General features: G+C 68.2%; 13 protein-coding genes. 8 read left to right on the top strand and 5 right to left on the bottom strand.

Annotated features, from left to right (window positions below):
- Positions 1-2 precede the first annotated feature (2 nt).
- From L8H00_RS00755 to L8H00_RS00745, 3 genes are read right to left on the bottom strand one after another with little or no spacing between them, the layout of a single operon-like run.
- Positions 3-1271: an SPOR domain-containing protein gene (locus tag L8H00_RS00755; RefSeq protein ID WP_242095311.1), complete on the bottom strand. Its 1269-nt coding sequence runs from the start codon at positions 1269-1271 to the stop codon at positions 3-5.
- Positions 1271-1801 carry a hypothetical protein gene (locus tag L8H00_RS00750; protein ID WP_242095310.1) on the bottom strand — a complete coding sequence of 177 codons (531 nt, stop codon included), beginning with the start codon at positions 1799-1801 and terminating at the stop codon, positions 1271-1273. The genes L8H00_RS00755 and L8H00_RS00750 overlap by 1 nt, the downstream gene beginning before the upstream one ends.
- A gap of 3 nt (positions 1802-1804) precedes the next feature.
- Positions 1805-2518, bottom strand: a complete 714-nt coding sequence (locus tag L8H00_RS00745; RefSeq protein WP_242095309.1) for a ParA family protein — start codon at positions 2516-2518, stop codon at positions 1805-1807.
- Positions 2519-2632: 114 nt separating this feature from the next.
- Here L8H00_RS00745 and L8H00_RS00740 point away from each other — a divergent pair, with 114 nt between their 5' ends.
- Positions 2633-3655, top strand: a complete 1023-nt coding sequence (locus tag L8H00_RS00740) for an SPOR domain-containing protein (RefSeq protein WP_347340700.1) — start codon at positions 2633-2635, stop codon at positions 3653-3655.
- A 46-nt stretch (positions 3656-3701) separates the two neighbouring features.
- Here L8H00_RS00740 and serB read toward each other — a convergent pair whose 3' ends face one another.
- Positions 3702-4586: a phosphoserine phosphatase SerB gene (gene serB, locus L8H00_RS00735; RefSeq protein WP_242095308.1), complete on the bottom strand. Its 885-nt coding sequence runs from the start codon at positions 4584-4586 to the stop codon at positions 3702-3704.
- Here serB and miaA point away from each other — a divergent pair.
- From miaA to leuA, 7 genes are all read left to right on the top strand, one after another.
- Positions 4579-5496 (top strand): tRNA (adenosine(37)-N6)-dimethylallyltransferase MiaA, encoded by a 918-nt coding sequence (gene miaA, locus L8H00_RS00730; RefSeq protein ID WP_242095307.1) that lies wholly within the window; start codon positions 4579-4581, stop codon positions 5494-5496. The two genes, serB and miaA, sit on opposite strands and share 8 nt — an antisense overlap.
- A gap of 86 nt (positions 5497-5582) precedes the next feature.
- Positions 5583-7328, top strand: coding sequence for an acetolactate synthase 3 large subunit (locus L8H00_RS00725; RefSeq protein ID WP_242095306.1), 1746 nt, complete (start codon positions 5583-5585; stop codon positions 7326-7328).
- A gap of 4 nt (positions 7329-7332) precedes the next feature.
- Positions 7333-7848 carry an acetolactate synthase small subunit gene (gene ilvN / locus L8H00_RS00720; RefSeq protein WP_242095305.1) on the top strand — a complete coding sequence of 172 codons (516 nt, stop codon included), beginning with the start codon at positions 7333-7335 and terminating at the stop codon, positions 7846-7848.
- 164 nt (positions 7849-8012) lie between these two features.
- Entirely contained in the window at positions 8013-9032 is a 1020-nt protein-coding gene (gene ilvC, locus L8H00_RS00715; RefSeq protein ID WP_242095304.1) for a ketol-acid reductoisomerase, read from the top strand.
- 121 nt (positions 9033-9153) lie between these two features.
- Positions 9154-9774 carry a YceI family protein gene (locus tag L8H00_RS00710; RefSeq protein WP_242095303.1) on the top strand — a complete coding sequence of 207 codons (621 nt, stop codon included), beginning with the start codon at positions 9154-9156 and terminating at the stop codon, positions 9772-9774.
- Positions 9771-10403, top strand: coding sequence for a TMEM175 family protein (locus L8H00_RS00705; RefSeq protein ID WP_242095302.1), 633 nt, complete (start codon positions 9771-9773; stop codon positions 10401-10403). The genes L8H00_RS00710 and L8H00_RS00705 overlap by 4 nt, the downstream gene beginning before the upstream one ends.
- Positions 10404-10554: 151 nt before the next feature.
- On the top strand, positions 10555-12213 hold the full coding sequence (gene leuA, locus L8H00_RS00700; protein ID WP_242095301.1) for a 2-isopropylmalate synthase: 1659 nt from the start codon (positions 10555-10557) through the stop codon (positions 12211-12213).
- A 135-nt stretch (positions 12214-12348) separates the two neighbouring features.
- On the opposite strand, the gene L8H00_RS00695 is transcribed toward leuA, so the two are convergent.
- Positions 12349-13128 carry an SDR family oxidoreductase gene (locus L8H00_RS00695; protein WP_242095300.1) on the bottom strand — a complete coding sequence of 260 codons (780 nt, stop codon included), beginning with the start codon at positions 13126-13128 and terminating at the stop codon, positions 12349-12351.
- Between the last annotated feature and the right edge of the window lie 63 nt (positions 13129-13191).

Genomic DNA, 13191 nt, shown 5'->3' with positions numbered 1-13191 from the left:
GCTCAGCGCGCGGCGAGCTGCACCGAGTGGCGCGCCCAGGCCGCGACCTGATCGCCCGCGCCATGACGGACGAAACAGGCGCCGCCGGCCTGGCGATAACGGCGGCACACCGCATCCGCCTCGCCGCGCGCATAGCCGCCCACCGACAGGCGATACAGCGCCGCACCGCGCGCGCGGATCGTCATGGCCGAGGGCACATGGCCGGCAAAGCCGACGAAGCGGCGGTTGGCGCGGCCCCAGGCGTCACGCGCCACGCCCGCGTTGCCGAACGCGCCGAGCTGGACATAGAAGGGCCCCTCGGCCGCCGGGGCAACCGACGGTGCGCCGAGCGCCACCTTCGTGGCGCCGGGCTCCGCGCGTAGCAGCGGCGCTGGCAGCGGCTGGACGACCGCGTGGGGCGCAGCGAACGCGATCCTGCCAGCGGGTGCTGCCGCGACCGCCGTCGCCGGAGCCGGGCTCGTCGCCCGCTCCACGGGCATCGCCTGCGCGACCGAGACCGGGCCGTTCAGCGCGAGCGCGATCGGCTGGCCCTGATCGGCCACGGCGTGCACGCCGAGCAATTGCGCCACCTGGTCGGAGGCTGTGGCGGGCTGCGCGAAGGCCGCCCATTCCTGCATCCGCCGATCGACATCGGCGGGCGACATATCGGCCGCCGCGACGACCCGCGCGCCCTGCCACTGGCCGCCGAGCGCCAGCGCCAGCGCCAGATTCTGCCGCGCCTTGGCATCGCTCTGCGGCGAGCGCGCAAGCTGGGTCAGCACTGCCACCGCGCCTGCGGGATCGCCCGCAAGCGCCATGGCAAGGCCGCGATCGGCCACCGGAATGGTCGCGCTGTTCGCATCAAGGACGCGTCGCGCCGCCGGATAATCGCCGGTCGCGATGGTGGACAATGCGAGGTTCAGCGCGGCGCGGCCGTTCTGCGGCGAAAGCGCGAGCGCCTCGCCGAACGCAGCCTTGGCGGAGACGAACCGGCCGGACTGGAGATAGGCCTGGCCGAGCAGCATCCGGTACGCGGCGTTGCGCGGTGCAAGGCCAGCGGCTCCCTCGGCGAAGCCGACCGCCGCCACCGATTCGTGCCGTGCGAGCGCGCGCGTCGCCTGGCCCGCCTCGGTTGCCGCGCCCCTGGCCGCAACCGCCGCGCTGCGATCGCTCGCCGAGGCGACGCCGCCGCCACCGCCGGTGGCCGAACACCCGACCATCGTGCCGCCCATCACCACGGCGGAAAGGCCGCCCACCAACATCATGCGCGTCTTCATGGCTGTGAACCCCATCACCGTGTCTTCGGCTTCGGAAGCTGGGCGACGAGCGCCTCCACTTCCGGCAACGTCTTCAGGAAAGCATCGAGCGCCTGCGCGACCAGCGCCTGCGAGGATTGGTTGGCGACGGCGCTCGCGAGCCGAAGCCGCAGGTGCCGATCTGCATCGAGGCGCAGCGTGAACGCGGCCTTGCTGCCCTTCGCCGTCTTGGCCGCCGCCTCGCGACCGATCCGCGCCGCGGTGGCGAGCGAGACCGGCTTCACCGCGACGGGCGCATCGGATGCGATCGTCGGCGGCGCCTGGGGCGCGGCTGCAGGGGCGGGAGCGGGTTCCGCGAATTCTTCCTGGAGCGCCTCGCGGGCGACGAGCACGGGCGGGATCGGCACGGGCGGGATCGGCACAGGCGCGCCCATGTCGTTCCAGCCGAGATCGTCGGCGGTGGCGGCGAAGCTGCCGCCCTGCGGCCGCATCGCGGGGCGTGCCTGCCCCTTGCGCGCCAACAGGCCCGACGACAGCGATGCGAGCGGTTTTGGTCCTCCGAACATCGCTCAGCCCACCACGCGGCGGCCGAAACCCCCACCCTGCGGCCGCTGGCCCGCGCCAGCGCCCGCCTGCGGTACGCTGAACACGGTGCGGCGAAAATTCTTTTCCAGACGGTCCGAGACATAGGTCCACAGCGCCTCGATCTCGCCGGCGGACTTGCCGCCGGGATCGACCTCCATGACCGTGCGTCCGTCGATCATCGAGGCCGCGAAATCGACGCGATGATGGACCGTGATCGGCGCGACCGTGCCGTGCTGCGACAGTGCGACCGCGGCCTCCGACGTGATCCGCGCCTTGGGCGTGGCGGCGTTGACGACGAAGATCAGCGGCTTGCCCGCACGGTCGCACAGATCGACCGTCGCGCCCACGGCGCGCAGATCGTGCGGCGACGGGCGCGTCGGCACCACGACCAGCTCGGCGACGTTGATGACGCTCTGGATCGCCATCGTGATGGCGGGCGGGGTGTCGATCATCGCCAGCTTGAAGCCCTGCTGGCGCAGCACTTCGAGATCGGCGGCGAGCCGCGCAACGGTGGTGGAGGCGAAGGCGGGATATTCGGCCTCGCGCTCGTTCCACCAATCCGCCAGGCTGCCCTGCGGATCGATGTCGATCAGCACGACCGGGCCCGATCCGGCACGCTGCGCCTGCACGGCCAGATGCCCCGACAGGGTCGTCTTGCCCGAACCGCCCTTTTGTGATGCCATCGCGAGAACGCGCATAGGTCCCCAGAACTCCCGCCAATTGCAAGATCGATCGCATGGGGTGGACTAAGAAGCGGTTAACGGCTTTGCCAACGCTCGCGAACGGCGCCATGGTGGGCGCGGATTTTTCAAGTGGCGCGTTTTCAGGTGGTGGCGATGGACAAGCGGATCTTGGGTGCGATCGGGATGGCGGCGCTGGCTGTCGCCGCACCGGCAGCAGCCGATGTAAAGACGGGCGTCGATGCGTGGAAGGCGGGCGATTACCGTGCCGCCGTCGAGCAATGGCGCGGCCCCGCGATCGCCGGCGACGCCGATGCGGAATTCAATCTAGGCCAGGCCTACAAGCTCGGCCGCGGCGTGCCCGTCGATCCGGCGCTTGCCGAAAGCTGGTTCCGCAAGGCCGCACTTCAGGGCCATCTTCAGGCGGAGGACAATTACGGGCTCGCGCTGTTCCAGGCGGACCGGAAGAGCGAGGCCGTGCCATGGCTCGAAAAGTCGGTCGCCCGCGGCGAGCCGCGCGCGCAGCTCGTGCTGGGCACGATGCTGTTCAACGGTGACGGCGTCGCCAAGGATTGGCCGCGCGCCTATGCGCTGATGACGCGCGCCTCGCAGTCGGGGCTCCAGTCCGCCTCACAGACGCTGTCGCAAATGGATCAGTATATCAGCCCGGCCGATCGCGAGCGCGGCACCGCGATGGCCGCGCAATATGCCGCCCAGGCCAAGGCGCAGCCCGCACCCGCGCCGCGCCGCGCGGGCAGCATCGCCAATGTCGACGTGCCGCCGTCGCGCATCGCCGATGCCGCACCGCGCCCGATGCCCCGCCCCGCCGCGCCGATGACCCACGCCGCGCCGTCGCCCGCCCCCCGGCCGCCCGTGATCGCGCACGCATCGCCCGAGCCCCGCCCGGCCCCCGTGCATGCCGCACCTGCTGGCGGCCATTGGCGCGTCCAGCTCGGCGCGTTCCACGATGCGGGCAATGCGCAGGTGCAATGGGCCAAGGTGCGCGGCCGGATGACGGGCAGCACGCCCAGCTACGAAAAGGCCGGTGCGGTGACGCGTCTCGTCGCCGGCCCGTTCGGCTCGCGCGCGGACGCGACGCGGGCCTGTGCGGCGGCGAAGAGCGCAGGTTCGGCCTGTGTGGTGCTGGCGCCCTGATCCGGGCAAGCGAGGTCCTGCGATCCCAGTGGTCGCCGGCACGGGCTTATTCGGCCGTGATCCAGTCGCGCCGCGCGATCCCCTGCGCGTAGAGCAACGCGGTCAGGTCGCCATGGTCGATCCGCGCGGCGGCGGCATCGGCCACAATTGGCTTGGCATGATAGGCCACGCCCAGCCCAGCGGCGCGGATCATCGCCAGATCGTTCGCGCCGTCGCCCACCGCAAGGCTCGCGGCGGGCGCGATCCCACGCGCGGCGATCTCGCGGTCGAGCGTCGCGCGCTTGGTGTCCGAACCGACGATCGGCTTGGCCACCCGTCCGGTCAGCCGGCCGTCCGCCACCTCCAGCACATTGGCGATCGCGAGATCGAACCCGATCTGCGCCGCAACTGGTTCGGCGAAGCGCGTGAACCCGCCCGACACCAGCACGCACCGTACCCCGCGCGCGCGCATCGTACGCACCAGCGCCACCGCGCCGGGCATGATGGCGACCCGCTCGGCGAGACACCGGTCGATCGCCCCCTCGTCCAGCCCCGCGAGCAGCGCCACGCGCGCATCGAGCGCCGCGGCGAAATCGAGCTCTCCCCGCATCGCGGCATCGGTTACCGCGGCGATCTGCGGCTTGATCCCCGCATAATCGGCGAGTTCGTCGATGCATTCGACCGTAATCATGGTCGAATCCATGTCCGCTACGAGCAACGCCTTGGCGCGCGCGACACGCGGCTGCACGATCACGTCGGTCCGTGCAAACGCGCCCTCCAGCACGCGACGCGCCGCATCCGGATCGCGTGCGAATATCAGGTCGACGGCCACCGCCTCGTCGATCCAGCGTGACGGGCCTGGCGCGCAACCCGCCTGCGCCAGGCGATCGGTCGCGGCGGAAATATCGCCTGCGGCCAGGCCGCCGGCTGCTATCAGCGTCGCTGTGAACATATCGTCTCCCAAGCCGCGGATCGTGCTCATCGCAGGGCCCACCGCCAGCGGCAAGTCCGCGCTGGCCATCACGGTGGCCGCTGCCGAGAACGGCGTCGTCGTCAACGCGGACTCGGCGCAGGTCTATCGCGACCTGCGCGTCCTGAGCGCGCGGCCCTCGATCGCGGACGAGGCGGCGGTGCCGCACCGGCTCTTCGGCCATGTCGATGGCGCGGTGTCCTATTCGGCAGCGGCATGGGCGACGGATGCGCGCGCGACGATCGCCGCGGTGCTGGCGGAGGGGCGATTGCCCGTGCTGGTGGGCGGCACCGGCCTCTACCTCCGCACGCTGATCGACGGGATCGCGCCCGTGCCGCCGATCGACGCCGCGGTGCGCGCCGCGGTCCGCGCGCTCCCCGTGGCCGATGCACATGCCGCGTTGGCTGACGAGGACCCCGCCGCCGCCGCGCGTCTCGCCCCCGCCGACACGACGCGGGTCGCCCGCGCGCTGGAGGTGGTGCGCTCGACCGGCCGCCCGCTCGCCGACTGGCAGCGCGCGAAAAGCGGCGGGATCGGCGACGCCGTAACGCTCGATCCCCGCATCCTGCTGCCCGATCGCGACTGGCTGTTCGCGCGGATCGATCGCCGGCTCGATATGATGTTCGAGGAAGGCGCGATCGCCGAAGTCGCCGCGCTCGTGGCGCGGTCCGATCTGCCCGAAGACGCGCCCGTCCGCCGCGCGATCGGGGTCGCGCCCATCGCCGCCATGCTGGCGGGCACCCTGTCGCGTGCCGCGGCGCTGGAAACCGCAAAACTGGCGAGCCGGCAATATGCCAAGCGGCAATATACGTGGTTTCGCAACCAATTGCCCGCCGAATGGCCAATCGCGACCACGCCGCCGGCCGATCCTCCAAGCAATTTAGTTATGTGAAAGATGGTTGACGCGCATCTTTCAATCCCCTAGCCGCTGCCGCCTTGGCACGCTAAGGGAGCGTGTCACCCGAATGGAGCACGATCATGGCCGAGAAAAGCGGAGCCGATATCCTCGTCGAGGCGCTGTGCGATCTCGGCGTCGAGATCGTCTTCGGCTATCCGGGCGGTGCCGTCCTGCCGATCTACGACGCGCTGTTCCGCAGCGGCCGGATCAAGCATATCCTCGTGCGCCACGAACAGGCCGCGACGCACGCCGCCGAGGGCTATGCCCGCTCCACCGGCAAGCCCGGCGTCGTGCTCGTCACCTCGGGCCCCGGCGCCACCAATGCGGTGACCGGGATCACCGACGCGCTGATGGATTCGATCCCCATGGTGGTCATCACCGGGCAGGTGCCGACCGCGCTGATCGGATCGGACGCCTTTCAGGAGGCCGATACCGTCGGCATCACGCGCCATTGCTCGAAGCACAATTATCTCGTGAAGGATCCCGCCCGCCTGGGCGCGGTGATTCACGAGGCGTTCCACATCGCCACCTCGGGCCGCCCGGGTCCTGTGGTGGTCGACATTCCCAAGGACGTCCAGGTCGCGACCGCGCGCTATGCGAAGCCCGGGCCGATCCGCCACAAGACCTATCGCCCGCAGGTGAAGGCGGATCCGGCGCAGATCGAGCAGCTCGTCGACATGCTCGCCGCCGCCGAGCGGCCGGTACTCTACACGGGCGGCGGGATCATCAATTCGGGGCCGATGGCCAGCCAGTTGCTGCGCGAGCTGGTGCGGATCACCGGTGCGCCGGTCACTTCGACGCTGATGGGCCTGGGCGCCTATCCGGCGAGCGGCCCGCAATGGCTCGGCATGCTCGGCATGCACGGCACCTACGAAGCCAATATGGCGATGAACCAGGCCGATCTGGTGGTCGCACTGGGCAGCCGGTTCGATGACCGCGTGACCGGGCGGCTCGATGCGTTCAGCCCCAACAGCCGCAAGGTCCATGTCGACATCGATCGCTCGTCGATCAACAAGACGGTGCGCGTCGATCTCGGCATCGTCGCCGATGTCGGCCATGCGCTGGAGGACATGGTCCGCATCTGGAAGGCGCGCCAGCATCCCCGGCCCGACACCGCCGAGTGGCAGCGCCGCATCGCCGGCTGGCGCGCGCGCAAGAGCCTCGACTTTCCCGAGGACGGCGCCGCCATCATGCCGCAACGCGCGATCCGCGCCTTGTGGGAGGCGACGCATGCCCGCGATCCGATCATCACCACCGAGGTGGGGCAGCACCAGATGTGGGCCGCGCAGCATTTCGGGTTCGAAAAGCCCAACACGTGGCTGACGAGTGGCGGTTTGGGCACGATGGGCTACGGCCTGCCCGCCGCGATCGGCGCGCAGCTCGGCAATCCCAACGCGCTGGTGATCGACATTGCCGGCGAGGCGTCGATCCAGATGAACATCCAGGAACTCGCCACCGCCAAGCAATACCGGCTGCCCGTCAAGATATTCATCCTCAACAACGAATATATGGGGATGGTGCGCCAGTGGCAGGAACTGACCTATGAGAGCCGCTATTCCGAAAGCTATTCGGACAGCCTGCCCGATTTCGTGAAGCTCGGCGAAGCCTATGGCTGGAAGGGCATCCGGATCGAGCGGCCGGACGCGCTGGAAAGCGGCATCGCCGCGATGCTGGCGCATGACGGGCCGGTGATCGTGGACTGCATGGTGTCGAAGCTCGTCAACTGTTTCCCTATGATCCCCAGCGGCGCGGCGCATACCGACATGATCCTTCAGGCCAACGAGGTGTCCGGCACGATGGACGACGAAGCCAGGGCGCTGGTGTAGGCCCATGCACATCACGCAGGACAAGGCCGAGCGGCATACGCTCGCCGTCATCGTCGACAACGAACCGGGGATCCTCGCGCGGATCGCCGGGCTGTTCACCGCGCGCGGCTACAATATCGAGAGCCTGACCGTCAGCGAGGTGACCGCGGACAAGGCGGTCAGCCGGATCACGATCGTGACGTCGGCCTCGCCCTCGGTGCTCGAACAGATCGTGGCGCAGCTGGACCGGCTGATCCCGGTCCACAAGGTGACCGATCTCACCGCCGCGGGCCCGCATGTCGAGCGCGAACTGGCGCTGGTGAAGGTGGCCGGCACGGGCGATCACCGGATCGAGGCGCTGCGCCTCGCCGAAGTCTATCGCGCCCGCGTGCTCGATGCGACCACCACCAGCTTCGTGTTCGAAGTGACGGGCGGAATCGAGAAGATCGACACGTTCGTCAGCCTGATGGCAGAGGTGGGCCTGGTCGAGGTGGCCCGCACCGGCATCGTCGCCATCGCACGGGGTCGGGACGCCGCTTGATTCATCCCCTCTCCCCTCGCGGGAGAGGGAGGGGCCCGTCGGCAAAGCCGATGGGAGGGTGAGGGGGTCCCCCACCCGCTCCCCTTCACCAACTCCGACCGGCCAGCAAGCTGGCAAGTCTTCGTAGCCTCTCCCGCAAGGGGAGGGGGGAAAAGGGAAAAGAAATGCGTGTCTATTATGATCGCGACGCCGATCTGAACCTCATCACCGACAAGAAGATCGCCATCGTCGGCTATGGCAGCCAGGGCCATGCGCATGCGCAGAACCTGCGCGACAGCGGCGTGAAGGACGTCGCCATCGCACTGCGCGAAGGCTCGGCCACCGCGAAGAAGGCGATCGAGGCGGGTTTCGCGGTCAAGTCGAACCGCGAAGCCGCCGAATGGGCCGATATCGTGATGTTCCTCGCCCCCGACGAGCATCAGGCCGCGATCTATGCCGCCGATTATCACGAGCATATGAAGCAGGGCGCCGCCCTCGCCTTCGCGCATGGCCTCAACGTGCATTTCGGCCTGATCGAGCCGCGCGCCGATCTCGACGTCATCATGATCGCGCCCAAGGGCCCGGGCCACACGGTGCGCAGCGAATATGTCCGCGGCGGCGGCGTGCCCTGCCTGATCGCGATCGAACGCGACGCCAGCGGCAACGCGCATGACCTGGCGCTCGCTTATGCCAGCGGCGTGGGCGGCGGCCGGTCGGGCGTGATCGAGACGAACTTCCGCGAGGAATGCGAAACCGATCTGTTCGGCGAACAGGCCGTGCTTTGCGGCGGCCTGACCCACCTGATCCAGGCCGGCTTCGAGACGCTGACCGAGGCCGGCTATGCGCCCGAGATGGCGTATTTCGAATGCCTGCACGAGGTGAAGCTGATCGTCGACCTGATGTACGAAGGCGGCATCGCCAACATGCGCTATTCGATCAGCAACACCGCCGAATATGGCGACATCACCACCGGCCCGCGGATCATCACCAACGAGACGAAGGCCGAGATGAAGCGCGTGCTCGCCGACATCCAGGGCGGCCGGTTCGTGAAGGATTTCGTGCTCGACAACCGCGCAGGCCAGCCGGAGCTGAAGGCCGCCCGCAAGGCCGCCGCCGCGCATCCGATCGAGAAGGTCGGCGCGGAGCTTCGCGCGATGATGCCGTGGATCGGCAAGAACGCGCTGGTCGACAAGGCCCGGAACTGATCGGACATGCCTCCCCTCCCCATACGGGAGGGAGGCATGCGGAAACATATCGTTGCGAGGACGGCGTTTGACCTCGGCGTGCCAGCCCGTCACTCTCCCCATCATCAAAAGGGAGTTCACCATGCGCCGTTTCATCCTTCCGCTCGCGCTCGCCGCGCTCGTTGCCAGTCCCACCCTTGCACAGATGGCGATCCCCGATCCGCTTCACGGCGCGGGCGCACCCGCCGACGTGGCCGCGGGCACTTACGCGCTGGAACCCACTCACACGCAGGTGACGTTCAGCGTCAGCCACATGGGCATTTCGCCGTTCGCCGGCACCTTCTCGGGCGGTAGCGGCAAGCTGACGATCGACCCGGCCAAACCGACGGCCGCCACCGTTTCCGTCACGATCCCGACGACCAGCATCCAGACCACCAGCACCAAGCTGACCGAGGAGCTGAACAGCGCCGACTGGCTCGACACTGCCAGGTTCCCGACCGCGACCTTCAAGTCGACCGCGGTGCGCGCGATGGGTGGCGGCGCGGAGATCGACGGCATGCTGACGCTACACGGCGTCACCAAACCCGTCGTCCTGCGTGCCCGTTTCTTCGGCGCGGCAACCAACCCGATGAGCAAGAAGGCCTCGGTCGGCTTTCTCGGTCGCATCGCGATCAAGCGCGCCGATTTCGGCGTGACCAAATATGTCCCGCTCGTTTCGGACGAAACCGTGCTCGTCATCAACGCGGCGTTCGAGAAGCAGTGAGCGACGACGATGCCGTCGGCGAGGGTGTTCCCGGCATCGGCCGGGTCGAGGCCTTTTCCGACGGCGTCATCGCGATCATCATCACCATCATGGTGCTCGAGTTCCATCCGCCCGAGGCGGCAGGGCTCGGGCATCTCTGGTCGCTCTGGCCGACGCTCCTCGCCTATGCGCTGAGCTTTCCCTATGTCGGTCTCTATTGGGCGAACCATCACCGCTTGTTCAGCCATGCCCGCCGGGTGACGAACGCGCTGATCTGGTGGAACCTCGCCTTGCTCTTCACGCTGTCGCTCGTGCCGTTCGCCACGGCCTATCTGGGGGGCCAGCATTTCAGCCGCGGTGCGACCGGGGTGTATCTCGTCATCCTGCTGCTGCCGACGCTCGCCTATGTGCCGTTGCAGCGCGTGATCCGGCGGACGGGCGTCCAGGGCCCGCGCGCGGAGCGTTACCACCGGCGCACGATCCGCAAGGGCGTGGCCGCCACGCTGATCTATGCGCTGGGGCTCGTGCTGGCGCTCTGGGAGCCCTGGCTCGGCATCGCCGCCGCCGCGCTGGTGGCGATGCTGTGGTTCCTGCCCGCCAGCCCCCTCGATCGGCTGTTCGACGGTTCTGCTGGACAATTGCGCCCCTGACGCGCTACCCAGCACGGCGATGACGCATCGGCTGCCCACGCTCCTTCGACTTACGCGCCCTTAGGCGCGTCACCCGATGGTGTGCCCGCTGCGGCGCACCCCGCGCCTGAGGGCTGACCCGAACGCTCCCGAACCACCGAGAGACCGAGCCATGCTGCGCGACCCATCGACCAAATACCGCCCCTTTCCCACCATCGCCCTGCCCGACCGCCAATGGCCGTCGCGCACCATCACCCAGGCGCCCCGCTGGCTCTCGACCGACCTGCGCGACGGCAACCAGGCGCTGATCGACCCGATGGACGCCGAGAAGAAGACGCGCTTCTTCGATCTGCTGGTGAAGATCGGCCTGAAGGAGATCGAAGTCGGCTTTCCCAGCGCCGGCGCGACCGAATTCGACTTCATCTCCGGCCTCGTCCGGCAGGATCGCATTCCCGACGACGTGACGATCCAGGTGCTGACCCAGTCGCGCCGCGACCTGATCGAGACGAGTTTCGCCAGCCTCAAGGGCGCGAAATCGGCGATCGTCCATCTCTACAACGCGGTGAGCCCGGCATGGCGCAAGATCGTCTTCGGCATGGACCGCGCGCAGGTGAAGCAAATCGCGATCGCCGGCGCCAAGGTGCTGCGCGACGAAGCCGCGAAGCAGCCGGATGTCGCCTGGCAGTTCGAATACAGCCCGGAAACCTTCTCGACCGCCGAACTCGATTTCAGCCTGGAGGTCTGCGAGGCGGTGATGGAGGTGCTGGCACCGACGCCCGAACGGCCGATCATCTTCAACCTGCCCGCCACCGTCGAATGCGCGACGCCCAACGTCTATGCCGATCAAATCGAATGGTTCGGCCGGCACATCCGCAACCGCGACAGCGTCGTGGTCAGCCTGCACACGCACAATGATCGCGGCACCGGCGTGGCGGCCGCGGAGCTGGGAATGATGGCGGGCGCCGACCGGGTCGAAGGCTGCCTGCTCGGCAATGGCGAGCGCACCGGCAATTGCGATCTCGTCACCGTCGCGCTCAATCTCTACACCCAGGGCGTCGACCCGAAGCTCGACCTGTCGGACATCGATGCGGTGGTGAACACGGTGAATTATTGCACCAACATCCCCATCCACCCGCGCACCCCCTATGCGGGCGATCTGGTGTTCACCGCTTTTTCGGGCAGCCATCAGGATGCGATCAAGAAGGGCTTCGCCGCGCAGGCCGCGAAGAACGACACGCTGTGGGAGGTGCCCTATCTGCCGATCGACCCCGCCGATCTGGGGCGCAGCTACGAGGCGGTGATCCGCGTCAACTCGCAGTCAGGCAAGGGCGGTGTCGCCTGGGTGATCGAGCAGGACAAGGGGCTGAAACTGCCCAAGCGCCTCCAGGCCGATTTCAGCGCGCACGTCCAGCGGCTGGCGGACGAGACCAGCCGCGAGCTGAACGCCGCCGACATCTGGGGCCGGTTCGAGCAGGTCTATCTGCCGCGCGACGCGGACCGGTTCGTGCTGCGCGATTATGAGGAGAGCGGCGCGGCGGGCGAGCGGATCTTCATCGGCCGCGTCGCGGTGGACGGCGAGGAGCGCTCGATCACCGGACGCGGCAACGGCCTGATCTCGGGCGTGATCGCCGCCTTGGAGACGAGCACCGGCCCGGCGCTCGACGTGGTGGATTATAGCGAGCACGCGATTGGCCACGGCGCCGATGCGCAAGCCGCTGCCTATGTCGAATGCCGGACCGCGGACGGGCGTACCGTGTTCGGCGTGGGCCTCGACACCGACATCGCCACCGCCAGCGTCCGCGCAGTGCTGAGCGCGGCGAACCGGGTGTGAGTGAGCGCCGCCGCGGGGGGCGCCGTAGTTACTCTGCTTAATCGGCAACGGGATTGCGGCTCGCCACCCAACTATCCTCTCCATGCTTTCGAAGTTGAAAGACGCATAGTTAGGCATCCATCACGCCCGCCACGGTCACCCCGGCGACGCGACCGAGCCGGCGAGCAGCCCGCCATCGATGTTCACTTCCGTGCCGGTGACATAGGTGGCTTCGTCGGAGGCGAGCGTGACCGCAATAGCCGCTACCTTTTCGGGCAATCCAAACCGCTTGAGCGGCGTATCGGCTACCAACGCCTGCATTTTGGAATCCCGGTCTGCGCCGTTGCCGAGCATCGCTTCCCACATCGGCGTGAGGATGGCGGCCGGGTGGATGGAGTTGCACCGGATGCGCCAGCCTTGTTGGGCGCAGTAGAGCGCGACGGTCTTGCTGTGGTTGCGGATCGCGGCCTTGGACGAGGCGTAGGCGGCCGCACCGGGGATACCAACCAGTCCCGATCGCGAGGATATGTTGATGATCGATCCCATGCCGGCTTCTTTCATCACGCCGATGGCGTAACGGCAGCCGAGAAACGTTCCATCCAGGTTGACGCGGTGCACCTCCCGCCAATCCGCAAGGCTGGCATGTTCCGGATCATGGGGCACCATCCCCGCCTCGAACCCTGTGACACCGGCATTGTTGACCACCACATCGGCCGCGGGAATGATGGCCGCCAGACGTGACCAATCGGCTTCTTCACGCACGTCGAGCGGTTCGAACCGGCAGCCGATCTCGGCAGCCGCCGCCGATCCCATCTTTTCGTCGATGTCGGTGAGGATGACGAGCGCCCCTTCCTCATGGAATCGGACGGATATTGCGCGGCCGATACCGCGCGCCGCACCGGTTATGACGCACCTTTTTCCCGTCAATCGCAACATGATGGCCTTTCAACAGAGTTTAACGGCTCGGCGTATCTGTCGACGCGCCTTTGCTCGCCAGGC

It is taken from the genome of Sphingomonas sp. CROZ-RG-20F-R02-07 (genome assembly GCF_022662335.1).
In the GTDB taxonomy this organism is placed as follows: Bacteria; Pseudomonadota; Alphaproteobacteria; order Sphingomonadales; family Sphingomonadaceae; genus Sphingomonas.
Note: the sequence above shows the minus strand (reverse complement) of the source record. Positions and strands in the feature narration are given on the sequence as shown.

Coding starts and splice junctions, on each gene's coding strand:
- L8H00_RS00755 (WP_242095311.1), bottom strand. CDS start 1,271: ATGGGGTTCACAGCCATGAAGACGCGCATGATGTTGGTGGGCGGCCTT.
- L8H00_RS00750 (WP_242095310.1), bottom strand. CDS start 1,801: ATGTTCGGAGGACCAAAACCGCTCGCATCGCTGTCGTCGGGCCTGTTG.
- L8H00_RS00745 (WP_242095309.1), bottom strand. CDS start 2,518: ATGCGCGTTCTCGCGATGGCATCACAAAAGGGCGGTTCGGGCAAGACG.
- serB (WP_242095308.1), bottom strand. CDS start 4,586: ATGTTCACAGCGACGCTGATAGCAGCCGGCGGCCTGGCCGCAGGCGAT.
- L8H00_RS00725 (WP_242095306.1), top strand. CDS start 5,583: ATGGCCGAGAAAAGCGGAGCCGATATCCTCGTCGAGGCGCTGTGCGAT.
- ilvN (WP_242095305.1), top strand. CDS start 7,333: ATGCACATCACGCAGGACAAGGCCGAGCGGCATACGCTCGCCGTCATC.
- ilvC (WP_242095304.1), top strand. CDS start 8,013: ATGCGTGTCTATTATGATCGCGACGCCGATCTGAACCTCATCACCGAC.
- L8H00_RS00710 (WP_242095303.1), top strand. CDS start 9,154: ATGCGCCGTTTCATCCTTCCGCTCGCGCTCGCCGCGCTCGTTGCCAGT.
- leuA (WP_242095301.1), top strand. CDS start 10,555: ATGCTGCGCGACCCATCGACCAAATACCGCCCCTTTCCCACCATCGCC.
- L8H00_RS00695 (WP_242095300.1), bottom strand. CDS start 13,128: ATGTTGCGATTGACGGGAAAAAGGTGCGTCATAACCGGTGCGGCGCGC.